The organism is Chitinophaga silvatica (assembly GCF_003419895.1).
Taxonomy (GTDB): Bacteria; Bacteroidota; Bacteroidia; order Chitinophagales; family Chitinophagaceae; genus Chitinophaga; species Chitinophaga silvatica.
This window is the reverse complement of record NZ_QPMM01000006.1, coordinates 242552-256965: the sequence shown is the minus strand read 5'-3', so window position 1 is coordinate 256965 and position 14414 is coordinate 242552. Positions and strand designations below refer to the sequence as shown.

General features: G+C 40.2%; 13 protein-coding genes. 9 read left to right on the top strand and 4 right to left on the bottom strand.

Features of this window, described 5'->3' with window-relative positions; all coding sequences use genetic code 11:
* The 3 genes from cydB to DVR12_RS12180 all read left to right on the top strand — a co-directional run bounded on the left by cydB (position 1) and on the right by DVR12_RS12180 (position 2911).
* Entirely contained in the window at positions 1 to 1035 is a 1035-nt protein-coding gene (cydB, locus tag DVR12_RS12190) for a cytochrome d ubiquinol oxidase subunit II (protein ID WP_116975951.1), read from the top strand.
* Between the two features lie 238 nt (positions 1036 to 1273).
* Positions 1274 to 2230: a helix-turn-helix transcriptional regulator gene (locus DVR12_RS12185; protein WP_116975950.1), complete on the top strand. Its 957-nt coding sequence runs from the start codon at positions 1274 to 1276 to the stop codon at positions 2228 to 2230.
* Positions 2231 to 2305: 75 nt separating this feature from the next.
* Complete coding sequence (locus tag DVR12_RS12180) at positions 2306 to 2911, top strand: GyrI-like domain-containing protein (RefSeq protein WP_116975949.1); 606 nt, start codon at positions 2306 to 2308, stop codon at positions 2909 to 2911.
* Between the two features lie 5 nt (positions 2912 to 2916).
* Here DVR12_RS12180 and rnc read toward each other — a convergent pair whose 3' ends face one another.
* From rnc to DVR12_RS12165, 3 genes are read right to left on the bottom strand one after another with little or no spacing between them, the layout of a single operon-like run.
* Positions 2917 to 3636, bottom strand: coding sequence for a ribonuclease III (rnc, locus tag DVR12_RS12175; protein ID WP_233522379.1), 720 nt, complete (start codon positions 3634 to 3636; stop codon positions 2917 to 2919).
* A 10-nt stretch (positions 3637 to 3646) separates the two neighbouring features.
* The gene (gene fabF / locus DVR12_RS12170) at positions 3647 to 4900 is read right to left on the bottom strand and encodes a beta-ketoacyl-ACP synthase II (RefSeq protein ID WP_116975948.1); all 1254 of its coding nucleotides are present in this window, start codon (positions 4898 to 4900) and stop codon (positions 3647 to 3649) included.
* Between the two features lie 23 nt (positions 4901 to 4923).
* Entirely contained in the window at positions 4924 to 5160 is a 237-nt protein-coding gene (locus DVR12_RS12165) for an acyl carrier protein (protein ID WP_012788038.1), read from the bottom strand.
* A 439-nt stretch (positions 5161 to 5599) separates the two neighbouring features.
* Between DVR12_RS12165 and DVR12_RS12160 the strand changes: the two genes are divergently transcribed.
* The 4 genes from DVR12_RS12160 (at position 5600) to DVR12_RS12145 (ending at position 12021) form a co-directional block, all read left to right on the top strand.
* A complete protein-coding gene (locus DVR12_RS12160; RefSeq protein ID WP_116975947.1) occupies positions 5600 to 6676 on the top strand; it encodes an efflux RND transporter periplasmic adaptor subunit in 1077 nt (358 codons plus the stop codon).
* A gap of 45 nt (positions 6677 to 6721) precedes the next feature.
* Positions 6722 to 9847 (top strand): efflux RND transporter permease subunit, encoded by a 3126-nt coding sequence (locus DVR12_RS12155; protein WP_116975946.1) that lies wholly within the window; start codon positions 6722 to 6724, stop codon positions 9845 to 9847.
* A 19-nt stretch (positions 9848 to 9866) separates the two neighbouring features.
* Complete coding sequence (locus DVR12_RS12150) at positions 9867 to 11201, top strand: TolC family protein (RefSeq protein WP_158563261.1); 1335 nt, start codon at positions 9867 to 9869, stop codon at positions 11199 to 11201.
* A gap of 217 nt (positions 11202 to 11418) precedes the next feature.
* Positions 11419 to 12021: a family 16 glycoside hydrolase gene (locus tag DVR12_RS12145; protein WP_116975944.1), complete on the top strand. Its 603-nt coding sequence runs from the start codon at positions 11419 to 11421 to the stop codon at positions 12019 to 12021.
* A gap of 61 nt (positions 12022 to 12082) precedes the next feature.
* Here DVR12_RS12145 and DVR12_RS12140 read toward each other — a convergent pair whose 3' ends face one another.
* A complete protein-coding gene (locus DVR12_RS12140; protein ID WP_116975943.1) occupies positions 12083 to 12814 on the bottom strand; it encodes a carboxypeptidase-like regulatory domain-containing protein in 732 nt (243 codons plus the stop codon).
* A gap of 146 nt (positions 12815 to 12960) precedes the next feature.
* Between DVR12_RS12140 and DVR12_RS12135 the strand changes: the two genes are divergently transcribed.
* Both DVR12_RS12135 and DVR12_RS12130 read left to right on the top strand, forming a co-directional pair.
* Positions 12961 to 13893: a ribose-phosphate diphosphokinase gene (locus DVR12_RS12135; protein ID WP_116975942.1), complete on the top strand. Its 933-nt coding sequence runs from the start codon at positions 12961 to 12963 to the stop codon at positions 13891 to 13893.
* Between the two features lie 54 nt (positions 13894 to 13947).
* On the top strand, positions 13948 to 14394 hold the full coding sequence (locus DVR12_RS12130; RefSeq protein WP_116975941.1) for a GNAT family N-acetyltransferase: 447 nt from the start codon (positions 13948 to 13950) through the stop codon (positions 14392 to 14394).
* Positions 14395 to 14414: the final 20 nt, after the last annotated feature.

Below are 14414 nucleotides of genomic sequence, written 5' to 3'. Positions count from 1 at the left end.
ATGGAAACAATACTTGGACTAGATCTCCCCACCTGGTGGTTTCTTGTGATTGGTGGATTAATTACCGGATATGGCGTGCTGGATGGATTTGATTTGGGAGCAGGATCATTGCATTTGTTTTTTAATAAAGAAGAAAGCAGGAGACTGGCACTTAATGCAATTGGACCTGTATGGGATGGAAATGAAGTTTGGCTGGTAATTGCCGGCGGGGCTTTATTTGCAGGATTTCCATTGGTTTATGGAGTAGTTCTTTCAACCTTTTATATACCCTTCATGCTATTTCTTGTAGCACTTATATTCAGGGCTATATCAATAGAGTTCAGAAGTAAGGAATCCTGGAAATGGTGGCGCAAAATGTGGGATATAAGTTATACGGTTTCCAGTACCACCGTTACCTTGCTGTTAGGGTTGGTATTGGGGAATCTTATTCATGGATTACCAATTAATAAAGATCATGAATTTACTGGCAATCTGCTTACGTTCTTCAATCCATATGCTATACTGATTGCAGTAACAACATTATCATTATTTATGTTGCATGGGGCTATTTATCTGGTGATGAAAACAGAGCACAGGCTTTATACAAAACTTACGGTTATAGTAAATAACTGCAGCAAATTTTTTATTCTCTGCTTTATTCTAACGTCAATGGCTACCCTTATTTATGTACCGCATATGACGGAGAGATTTAAACAATTTCCTGAGTTATTTGCAGTTCCACTATTGGCAGTATTAACATTATTAAATATTAAGAGGAATATTGATGCCCGCAAATACTTTACAGCATTTCTTTTCTCATGTATCATTACAGCTTGTCTATTAATTCTGTTTGCTGTTGGATTATATCCAAATATTGTAATATCTACAATAGATCCGGCTTATAGTATTAGTATTTATGCAGCAGCCTCATCCGTAAAGTCATTGAAGATTATGTTACTTATTGCGGCTATAGGCACTCCTATGGTAATAGGCTATACAACTTTTCTGTTCTGGACTTTCAGGGGTAAAGTGAAGCTTAATGAAATGAGTTACTAAAGGGCTTAAAAAACAGGTCCCCGCAAAAAATTGCAGGGACTTACCATTTAACCTATATTCTGTACTGTAGCATCGTTTTAGGAGATCTCCCACCTCGTCAGTTCTCTTTACCTCTTTTCCTACAATTGGGAGACTTCCAATATAAGACGGTTTATTATTGTAGAAGTTTAATAATTAGAAAAAAATTCTTAAAATAATTTTAGGCATCCGAAATTAGTAGGCGAAAATAAGCATTTCCATGAATCGTATTGACCGCCTAACTGCTATTTTAATACAACTTCAGGGTAAAAAAATTGTTAAAGCCTCCGAAATTTCAGATCGTTTTAATATAAGTCTGCGTACTGTATATCGTGATGTTAAGGCCCTGCAGGAAGCTGGTGTTCCTATTGGAGCCGAAGCCGGAACCGGCTATTATATTGTAGATGGTTACCATCTTCCCCCCATTATGTTCTCCAAAGAAGAAGCCGCTGCCTTATTAACAGGAGAGAAATTAATGGCCCAATTCAGTGATGAAAGTAATCGCAAACAATTTGGCCTGGCTATGCAGAAAATCAGATCTGTGCTCCGGGGTGCCGAAAAAGATTATCTGGAAACACTTGAAGATAATATCGCCGTACTTCGGGTACAACCCAAATTTGAAGATATACAGTTTCCCAACCGGTTTATGACTGAAATTCAACAGGCTTTGGGAATGAACCAGGTAATTAAGCTAGATTATTATTCACTACAGAATCAGCCTTCTATCAGAGAAATAGAACCTATGGGAATGTTCTATTCCAGTGGATATTGGCATCTCATCGCCTGGTGCAGATTGAGGGAGGGATATCGTGATTTCCGTATAGACAGAATACGAAAACTGAGTATCCTTTCAATTTCCTATAAGAGAAATGCACATCCTTCACTTCAAACCTACCTGGAAGAACATAGATTCAAGGACGACCAGCCAACTTTCCTCGTAAAAATTGCAGTACAAAATGATGTGATGTGTTTCGTACATGGCCAGAAATATTATTTTGGTCTTATGGAGGAGAAAAAAGTAGGAGATAAAACTGAATTGACTTTCCTCCAATCTTCCTTTACCAATTTTGCACGTTGGCTCATCATGCTAGGTAATAAAGTAGAAGTAAAGCAACCGGAAGAATTAAAAACCATGATTAATGGTTTGATTAAAGAACTTCAGGTACATTATTCATAATAGTCTGAAGACTACTGACATAGGGCTGTCAGTACCTCATTTGTATTTTTGAGATCAAACATACTTCTGGCAACTATGGTAAAGTTAGATCTTACAAAAGCATTCAAAAAGTATTTTACAGCAACTCCACAACCTCAATTGGTAAATATTGAGAAGGGATTATACCTGACTATCACGGGACAGGGCGATCCCGACGGGGAAGGCTTTGCCTCATCAATTTCCGCATTGTATAGCATTGCTTATGCGATTAAGTTTAGTAATAAGGAAAAAGGAAAAGATTTTGTGGTATGTAAGCTGGAAGGATTTTGGTGGGTAGATGTTAAGAATGTAGACCCATTAACGGTTCCCAGAAGTGAATGGCACTACGAACTTGCAATTATGCTACCCGACGATATTTCACAGCAACAATTTGAAATGGCTGTTAAAAAGGTTATTGAGAAGAAAAAATCACCTTTAGCATCACAGGTCGAGCTTAAGAAGATAGAGGAGGGGCTTAGTATTCAAATCTTACATGAAGGTCCTTTTAAAAAGGAACCAGAGACCCTGGCGATATTACATAATTATATTCTGCAGGAAGGTTATACCATGCATGGCAGACATCATGAAATTTATTTATCAGATTTCCGGAAAACTGCTCCTGAAAAATTAAAAACGATTCTCAGGTATCCGGTAAGGAAGTGATCAGATTATTCGGTTAACCCCAGTTGAACAATGGCTTGTTGGGCAGCGATCTGACTGGCGTCTTTCTTATTAAAAGCTTTTCCGCTACAAATAAGCTGACCATCCACAACAGCACCCACTGTGAAGATGCGTCGGCCATTGTCTACCTGCTCTTCCAGCAATTCAAATTCAAGGGTTTTGCCATTTTTGTTAGCCCACCCATACAGTTTATTCTTATGGTTCATTTCAACTGCTTCCAGTTGATCCATATCGATATATGGCATAAGAATACGTTTATGTACAAATTGTTGGGTTTTGGTATAGCCTTTATCCAGATAAACCGCACCCACCAGTGCTTCGAGTGTATTTCCGAAGATCTGGCTGATTTTAAGAAAGCTATTGTATTTATCGTAAATAGTGAGCTTGCGCAATCCCATCTTGATAGCGATGTCGTTGAGTTGCTGACGGTTAACGATTTTTGATCGCATTTCTGTCAGATATCCTTCTGTTTTATAGGGATATTTTTTAAACAAATAATCGCCCACGATGGCACCTAGAATGGCGTCACCGAGGTATTCCAGCCTTTCGTTGCTTTCAAGAAACTTTTCTTTGCTTGAACGATGGCTCAGGGCTACTTCATAGAGCGCAAAATTACCCGGAGGAAAGCCGAGTAAATTGTGAAGCTCTTTATATAAGTGCCTCTTTTTGGAAACAAATCGATATAAAAATCCTGGCAGTAATCTCACACAATCAAAATCAAGGAACAAATTTTTTGAAAATTACGGAGGCATTATGCCCACCAAAACCAAAGGTATTGGAAAGCGCAGCTCTTACTTCTCTCTTTTGTGCGATATTGAAAGTAAAGTTTAGTTTCGGGTCCAATTGTGGATCATCTGTAAAGTGGTTGATCGTAGGAGGAATTATGCCATCAATCATGGACATAATCGCAGCTATTGATTCAACGGCACCGGCAGCCCCGAGTAGGTGACCAGTCATGGATTTTGTAGAACTGATGTTTAAGTTATAAGCATGTTCTCCAAAAACCTGTTGAATGGCTTTTACTTCGGCAATATCTCCCAATGGAGTGGAAGTACCGTGAACGTTGATATAATCGATATCGGAAGCCTGTAAGTTTGCATCTGCCAACGCATTACGCATTACATTCATTGCTCCTAAACCCTCCGGATGAGGAGCTGTGATATGGTATGCATCCGCAGTTGCGCCTCCACCGGCCAATTCTGCATAAATTTTTGCACCCCTCGCCTGAGCATGTTCCAGCGATTCAAGCACCAGGGCTCCTGCTCCTTCTCCCATCACAAAACCGTCACGGTCGAGATCAAAAGGTCGGGAAGCAGTCTTAGGGTCATCATTTCTTTCTGATAAAGCCTTCATGGCATTAAAACCACCAACACAAGGCTCATTTATCACATTCTCTGACCCTCCGGTAATAACCATATCAGTTTTACCATATCGGATACTGTACATTGCCTCAATAATTGCATTGGTAGCTGATGCACAAGCAGATACAACAGAAAAATTAGGCCCTCTGAATCCGTGACGAATAGAAATATACCCGGCAGCAATATCCAGAATCAACCTCGTGATTAAGAAAGGACTGAAACGGGGAGTACCATCCCCAGAGTGAAATTCTTTGAGCTCTTGACTGAAATTGATCATTCCACCTACTCCTGTGCCCCAGATAACACCAACGCGATCCGCATTGATCTTTTCTTTATCAATTTTGGCATCCAGGATAGCCTGATCTGCAGATATAACTGCTGTTTGTGTAAAGGGGTCCATCTTACGGGCCTCCTTCTTGTCCAGGTAGTTAGTAGGATCGAAATTTTTCAGTTCGCAAGCAAAACGGGTTTTGAACTTGGAAGCATCAAATTGCTTGATATAATCCGCGCCGGATACACCGTTCGTCAATCCGTTCCAAAAATCGGCTACGGAATTGCCGAGCGGTGTAAGAGCGCCTAAACCTGTAACGACAACTCGTCTTGGTTGCATTAAAACAATTCTGATTAGTAGGATTATTTTACATGTTCTTCCAGGTAAGCAACTGCCTGGCCAACAGTAGTAATAGTTTCAGCTTGTTCGTCAGGAATGGAGATGTTGAATTCTTTTTCGAATTCCATAATCAGTTCTACCGTATCCAAAGAGTCAGCGCCTAAGTCATTGGTGAAGCTGGCTTCAGGAGTTACCTCGGCTTCGTCAACGCCCAATTTGTCAATGATGATCTTTTTAACTCTTGATGCAATGTCTGACATAATTTTAAGTGTTTTTGGTTTAAAACTTGAGTGCAAAAATATAATTTTTATTGAATTGCCAACAGATGACCCAAATTTTAAAGGCATTCCATCTTATACATTCCGCCCAAATCCTCTACAGTACACATATCCATCGCTTTGTTAATAAAAGAATTTATACAATTTTGATATTCCTTCTCTTACAGATTCACTTATTTTCACTCAAAAGTCATGCTTTTTACCCTAATATCATCATTCTTTTCTCAACAACCATTTTTACCTTCCATTCACCCTCTTTTTTTGCCACTTATAGAATCCATTAACGCTAATTAACAGTTCCCCATAGCATTCAGCCCCCTGTTTGCTTAAATTTGTCCGGCTTCTGAGGAACGACTCAAATAGTCGACCAGTTTCTCTATGCTACAATATATATTAACAGCTGAATTTTATAAAAACTGATATGGCCATCACCAAAAAGTCTGTTCGTTCAATCCTGATTCTGGCAGTAGCCAGCATCATTATTTTCTTCCTATACAAGAAAATAGCAGGTAGCAAATCCTCCAAAGAACCTGCTTCCCAAGCCAAAGGAGGACCCAAATTGCTATCAACCGATGCCTGGATCGTTAAAACAGCCCTGCTTAATCAAACCATCGAGGCCAGCGGAACCCTCCAAAGCAATGAGGAAGTTGACGTAAAACCCGAAATAAACGGCCGTATCATTAAACTTTTCTTTAAAGAAGGTACTAATATAAGAAAAGGCGAAATCCTTGTTAAATTATATGATGAAGACCTGAAAGCTCAGCTTCAAAAACTGAAACTGCAGCAACAATTAGCGAAAACTACCCTCGAACGTCAGGAAAATCTATTAAAAATCAATGGAATAAGCCAACAAGATGTAGATGTTACCCGTAACCAGGTGAGCGCTTATCAGGCCGATATGGAATATACTCAAACCCAACTCCAGAAAACTGAACTCCGCGCTCCTTTCAATGGAAAACTTGGCTTACGAAATGTCAGCGAAGGTGCTATCGTATCTTCTGCCAGTATCATCACTACTCTTCAGCAAATAGATCCTCTGAAAATGGACTTCGCTGTAGCCGAAAAATACAGAAACTCCGTAAAAGTAGGTGATCAGGTAATTTTTACAGTCGCCGGTGATGCAAATGATTATAAAGGAAGTATTTACGCAATAGATCCGAAAATCGACCTCACCACCCGCACCATGAAATTAAGAGCCATCGTTCCTAATAATAGTGGCCTCCTGTTCCCCGGCTCTTTCGCTAAAGTGAAAATTATCCTTAAAGATATTCCTGATGCTATTATGATCCCTTCTCAGGCCGTAATTCCGGGTACCAGAGATAAAAAAGTAATCATATCCGACCAGGGTATCGCCAAATTCGTAGTAGTTGAAACCGGCCAAAGAACAGAAAGCAGCGTGCAAATCACTAATGGACTCAAACCTGGTGATACCGTTATCACTACCGGAATGTTGCAACTAAAACCCGGAATGCCGCTGAAGTATAATAAAATACAATAGTGAAGACTGGATAACTTTTCCTTCTTCATTCTAAAAATATTGAACATGAGTTTACCTTCCTTATCTCTTAAACGCCCGGTATTTGCTATCGTGATGAATATCATTATCGTGATATTCGGTCTGGTGGGCTTCACTTTCCTGGGGGTAAGAGACTTCCCGGCTATCGACCCTCCTATCGTAAACGTACGTACGTCGTATGCCGGTGCCAACTCCGATATCATTGAAACTCAGATTACTGAGCCTCTCGAAAAACAAATCAACGGTATCGCCGGTATCAAAAATATTTCTTCCAGCAGCAGCCAGGGAAGTAGCAATATCACCGTAGAATTCGAACTGGGTCAGGACCTCGAAGGCGCCACCAACGATGTACGAGATAAGGTTTCCCAGGCCCTCCGTAGTCTGCCTCCCGATATCGATGCTCCTCCTGTGGTATCCAAACAGGATGCAAACTCCGATGCGATCATCTCCATGACCGTACAGAGTAATACACGTAATCAGCTCGAAGTAACTGAATACGGTACCAACGTGCTACTGGAAAAACTTCAGACTATTCCCGGCGTTAGTGCCATTCAAATCTGGGGTGAAAAAAAATACGCTATGCGTATCTGGATGGACCCCGCCAGATTATCTTCCTATCGCTTAACACCTGGCGATGTGCAATCTGCCCTGCAACGCGAGAACGTGGAACTGCCTTCCGGTAAAATCGCCGGTAATGCTACCGACTTTACTGTGCGTACCTTCGGCCGCCTAGTTACGGAAGATGATTTCAATAATCTTATTATCCGCAATATCAATGGTAGCGAAATCCGGATCCGCGATATTGGCCAGGCTGTACTAGGCCCTGAAAATGAGGAAACTATCCTGAAAGAATCCGGTATTCCGATGATTTCACTCGCCCTGATTCCTCAACCTGGCTCCAACTATGTAGCCATCGCAGATGAATTCTACAAACGCTATAATCAACTTAAAAAAGATATTCCCGACGACTTTACAGTAAATATTGCAATGGATAATACCCGCTTCATCAAAAAATCTATTGAGGAAGTGGAGGAAACTTTAATCATTGCATTAACCCTGGTTATCATAATTGTATACCTGTTCTTCCGTGACTGGCTGATGGCTTTACGCCCACTAATCGATATTCCGGTATCGCTGATCGGTGCTTTCTTTATCATGTATGCCTGCGGATTTACCATCAATATCCTGACCCTCCTGGCCATTGTACTGGCAACCGGTCTGGTAGTGGATGACGGTATTGTGGTTACGGAAAATATCTATAAGAAAATTGAAGCCGGAATGCCGCGCATGAGAGCAGCCAGAGAAGGCTCCGAAGAAATCTTCTTCGCCGTAATTGCTACCTCTATCACCCTCGCTTTCGTATTCCTGCCTATCATATTCCTACAGGGATTCGTTGGACAGCTATTCCGTGAATTTGGTATCGTGGTTGCGGGTGCTGTATTGATCTCTGCTTTTGTATCCTTAACACTCACACCGGTACTAAACGTTAAACTTGGTCGTAAAACTCATACTCACGGATGGTTCTATCTGAAAACAGAACCTTTCTTCCGTTGGATGGAAGATGGCTATAAAAGCTCATTGGAAGCGTTTATGCATTTCCGTTGGATAGCCGGATTAATTATTACTGCCTGTCTGGTAATGATCTATTTCCTGTTCAGAACCTTACCGGCCGAATTGGCTCCAATCGAAGACAGAAGCACTTTCCGCCTGTCTATCACTACTCCGGAAGGTACGGCTTACGACTACATGGATAGTTATGTCGACAGGCTCACCAAATTCATGGTCGACTCTATTCCGGAGAAAAAAATTATCTTAAGCGTTACTTCTCCCGGCTTCAGTGGTTCCGGCGCTGTAAATACAGCTTTTGCCAACGTAATGCTCAACGAACCTAACGAACGAACCCGTTCGCAAAAGGATGTTGTGAATATGGTAAACAGGAATATGAGTAGGTTCCCGGAAGGTAAAGTATTTGCCATAGAACAACAGACAATCCAGGTAGGACGCCGTGGTGGCTTGCCGGTATCGTTTGTGCTCGAAAATATCAACTTCGATACATTAACCTCTGTACTTCCGAAATTCATGGAGGAAGTTAGTAGCAGCCCGGTGTTTCAGGGTACAGATGTGGATTTAAAATTTAATAAGCCTGAATTAAGAATCCATATTAATCGTGATAAAGCCACTCAGTTAGGAGTATCTGTACAGGATATTTCACAAACATTACAGCTGGCCCTCAGTAATCTGCGCTATGGATACTTTATCAGAAATGGTAAACAATACCAGGTAATGGGGCAGGTGTTCCGTGCAGACAGAGATGATCCGACGGATTTACAAAATCTGTATGTCAGGAATAATAATGGAGATGCTATTCAGTTAGATAACGTGGTTACTATTGAAGAAGAAACCAGCCCGCCAATTATTTATCACTTCAACAGGTATAAATCTGCTACTGTTTCTGCAGGCTTAGCGCCTGGTAAAACTATTGGAGATGGTATTAATGAGATGTATCGTATTTACAACAAATTGCAAAAAGAGGGTGTACTAAACGATTCATTCCAGACTGCATTATCAGGTTCATCCCGTGACTATGCCGAAAGTGGCTCAAATACTATGTTCGCACTGGGCTTAGCACTGGTATTGATTTATCTTGTACTGGCAGCACAATTTGAAAGCTGGATAGATCCATTGATCATCATGCTAACGGTGCCACTGGCCTTTGCAGGTGCGTTGCTTTCATTATGGGTCTTTGATCAGACCTGGAATATCTTCTCTCAGATTGGGGTAATTATGCTGATAGGGTTGGTTACTAAGAACGGTATCCTGATCGTGGAATTTGCCAACCATCAGAGAGATAGTGGCATGAATAAGGCTGATGCAGTAATAACAGCATCATCGCTACGTTTGCGACCAATTTTGATGACAAGTCTGGCAATGGCCCTGGGTGCTTTGCCAATTGCCTTATCACTTGGAGCTGCGGCTACCAGCCGTATCCCATTAGGTATAGTAATCGTAGGTGGTATAGTTTTCTCGCTGGTACTTACACTATATGTAATTCCGGCAATGTATACTTTCTTCTCCCGCAGAGGTAACAAATCGCACGACGATGAGGAGGAAGAAGAAACAGAAACATCAACCGCTCATGCAGCCCATGCCTAACAAAAGACGAATACTTTTTATGAAAAATATTATGATCAGGCGTTGTTTATTTTTATTGGGATTGATGTTTTGTGTAGGTAGCCTGCAGGCACAACAGCAACTGCTTACTTTAGAACAGGCGATAGACGTAGCGCTAAAAAGCAATTACGATATCCGATTAGCCAAAAATTCCGCAGAGGTATCCGCTAACGATTACGCCTATGCGAATTTTGCTTTCTTTCCGAGAGTAAACGCAACTGCTGGTACTTCCTGGTCCCGCACTGCCACAAAGCAGGAATTCGTAAACGGAACCAGCCGCGATACCAGTGGCATTAAAGGCAATAACCTTACTGGTAATGTTACTTTAGGCTGGACTTTATTCGATGGTCTGAAGATGTTTGCTACACGCAACAAATTAGAATCGATTCGTGATTTTGGAGAATTGGTGATTAAAGATCAGATTCAGAATACAATCGCTACTGTGATTTCCGGTTATTACAACATTGTTCAACAAAAACAACAACTGAAAGCATTGGCCGAACAAATGTCGATCTCTGAAGAAAGAGTAAAATTGTCTGATGCAAAATTCAGTACCGGATTAGCTCCAAAAACTGATCTGCTTCAGTCGCGGGTCGATTTAAATGCGCAGAAAGCCTTGTATATCCGGCAGCTTACGGTTATTGAACAAAGCAAAGCTTTATTAAATCAGTTAATGGCAGTACCTCCTGGCGCAACCGGCTATGAAGTAGCAGATTCTATTCCTTTAAATAGTGGATTATCCTATGCAGTGTTGCAACAGAATGTGGCTAATAACAATACTTCTATAAAAGTGCAGCAGCAAAATGTTAATATCTCTGCACTTACAATTAAGGAAAGAAAAGGCGATTATTTTCCAGTAATATCATTTAACTCAGGTTACAATTATAATCGGAATCACTCTAATGCTGCATCAAATGCTTTTAGCCCTAAGTTCAACAGAAATGGAGTACTTAGCTATGGCCTTACTGCCGCTATTCCTATTTTCAATGGCTTTAATGTAAAAAGACAGGTTCAAAATGCCCGGCTCGATTTCGATTATCAAAACATCACGCTAGATAATGTAAAATCACAGGTAGATTTATCTTTAAATAATGCATTTAAAGATTATGAATATTACAAGAAAGCTGTTGAATTAGAAGAAGAAACAAATGATCTGGCAAGAGAAAACGCGATGGTGGCGCTGGAGAGATTCAAGCAAGGAGTGTCTACTATCTTGGAAGTAAAAATTGCACAACAAAGTCTGGAAGATTCCTACTATCGTCTTATTCAAGCCCGGTACAATACTAAGGTAGCTGAAACCGAACTTGGAAGGCTGAATGGAGCTTTACTAAAATAATTTTATCAGGGTGGAATATTTTCCACCCTTTATTTTTTATAAACCTGCAACTGTCATGAATAATCCCGAAATTCATTGCCCTTTATCGTGCGCCCCCGAACGGAGAAATATCCAATTTCGAACAAATACATCACAATAATATATTTAATCAACTGATTATTAATAAAAATCAAGGTGGCATGGTTTTAAAAACCTTTCTCAATATTAAATTATTCATATGTGGTTACGATTTATCATCCTCTTTAGTTATCTTGTAGTAATCGCAGAAATAAGTACTGCTCAAAATCTGAAAGTGGTGAATAGAAATCTGACTGTAGATTCTACCATTCGCCTCAATGAAGCTCCTGGTGCTGGTATTGCCTGGTTTAAAAACAAGTTTTCCTATAAGGACTTTTCAAATGGAGTAATTGAATTTGATGCACGAGGCCGAAATGTGCCACAAGGAAGCTTTTTAGGCATAGCATTTCATGGAGTAAATGATAGTACTTACGATGCTGTTTATTTCAGACCATTTAATTTTCAGGCTGCAGACATAGAAAGGCAGAAACATTCGGTACAGTATATTTCGATGCCGAAATACGATTGGGAATCATTAAGAACGGATCACCCTGGTAAGTACGAGAACAACATTATACCTGCTCCTGACCCCTCAGATTGGTTTCACGTCAAAATTATTGTGGAGTGGCCTTTGGTTACTGCCTTTGTAAACGACAAACAGGTGTTGAGTGTTAAACAACTCAGCGAACAAAAGAAAGGACATATCGGTTTTTGGGTTGGAAACTATTCGCCTGGCGAATTTAAAAACCTGAAAATAAAATAAAGATTGTTGATTGTTAAGTTAGAAGTCGGGCTTTAAGGCGTAAGTCTTAAAGCCTTCTTTTTTATGGTTCTTTCTTATCCACTTTATTTTTCTGGTATTCGTCGAACGATTGTTTGATAAATAATAACAAATCATACTCATTCGCTGTATTCAGAAACTGGTAAGTAGGTCTGTATTTCAGCATGAATGAATCCAGTTCCGCACCTTGTAGTTTTGTCATTCTGGCAACCACATCCGGAGAATACCGGTGATCTATGAATTTTTCTTTTTCCCAGAATAATAACTGCTGATGGAATTCTTCCTTTCGTTTACGGGTTTTACTTGGAACCAGGTAAGTAAGAGCCGTTATCGGATTAGCTGGTAATGTTTTTAAAACATCCATTGCACCCGGCTTCTTATAATCGAAATATCGCCCATACTCATCCCGCATCGCTAATGAGTCATTACGATAATTTCTTCCCTTTACATCCACTCCCTGCAAATCAAATAAACGTTTTTGCATATAAATGTCATGCGTCGATGACATCCCAGGTACTGTAAACAGCCTGGTTGCATAGCTCAACATAGAAAACTCTAATGTATCGCCAGGAACAGCTTCAATATAAAATCTACCATTCTCATTACTAAGTGTGCCTGTCATAGTCCTTTTGTTGAGAATGGAAACAAAAGGCAATCCTGTTTTTGTATCCTGATCCGCTACCATACCTGATATCCGTACCTGTGCTAAAGTATCCTGTAGGCTAATGAAAAAGAAAAAAAACAGTGCTCCGATATATGCCGTTATACGAATCATAAATAACTATCCTTCAAATTTAACGTTCCACCCGCAAAAGAAACGTTAAAACCCAATTACAGATAAATGCTCAATCTCAAAATTATTAATAATCAACCCAATAAATATCCTGTCAATAACATATTTTTACACATATACGCATCATTATGCCGCAAAAAATCATCTTCGCAACACAGCATTACGAATACTTAAAAGATCGCATTTTGTCAATCACTGGCAAAGCGTGGGAAAATGGGGAGTTAGAGATACGCGATTTCCCGGATGGGGAACATTATCATCGGATCATTAGTGATGTAAGCTATAAAGAAGTTGTTTTGATCGGAGGAACAATTGACGATAAAGAAACATTGGAACTATATGATCTGGCAAGTGGTTGCGCACAATTAGGTGCATATTCTCTCACTATTATTATCCCATATTTCGGTTATTCTACCATGGAAAGAGCCGTTAAATATGGAGAAATCGTAAAGGCGAAAACACGTGCCGTTCTATTTTCTTCTCTTCCCAATACTTCTCGTGGAAATAGAATTGTAATGATCGATTTGCATGTTGATGGTATTACCTGGTATTTTGAAAATGATATCAGACCGGTACATCTGTATGCTAAATCCTTTGTAATGGAAGCTGCTCAGGAACTTGCCGGGAATCATCCTTATGTTTTGGCAAGTACTGATGCTGGCAGAGCAAAATGGGTAGAATCACTGGCCAACGATCTGCATGTTCCTGCTGCATTTGTTTTTAAAAGAAGAATCTCCGGTGAAGAAACTGCCATCACCGCCATCAGCGCAGATGTAAAAAATAAAACAGTTATTATTTATGATGATATGATCCGTACCGGTGGCTCATTAATTCATGCTGCAGAGGCATATCACGATGCCGGGGCCTCCGACATTTGTGTAATAACAACTCATGGAATCTTTGCCGGCAAAGGATTTGAGCGCATTAAAAAATCTGGCCTTATCAGAAAAATCATCTGCACAGATACTCATCCCAATGCATTAACTATTCAGGACGAAATGCTCGAAGTAAAATCAGTGGCTCCACTGATTATCGATTATTTTCACTTCCTACCCATTTGATTGGCAGGTTATTTGTCGTTCCCCGATTGTGAAACGCTTTAAATAAAATCATGCATGTTAGATCTTCGTATAATCGAGTACGGTAGCTGTGAATATCAGGAGATGGTGGAGCTTAGAACCGAAGTATTGCGTAAACCACTAGGGCTAAGCTTTTCAACCGATCAACTCCAAAAGGAAATTAACGATGTACTAATCGGCGGATTCCTGACAATTGATGGAAAACAGCAACTCGTTGCCTGTTGCATTCTTACTCCGGTAGATAACGATAATGTACAACTCCGTCAAATGGCCGTTTCAAGTCTCATACAAGGGAAAGGTCTGGGTAGCGAAATTGTAACCTTTGCAGAACAATACGCTGTGAACAATGGATTTAAAGTTCTTCTTATGCATGCCCGCAAAGTAGCCGCTGGCTTCTATTTGAAACTAGGCTACGCAATTCATGGCGATGAATTTATCGAGGTAGGCATACCACACTACGAAATGAGGAAGAACTTAAAGTAATTTTTTTTCCTTTTCAACAC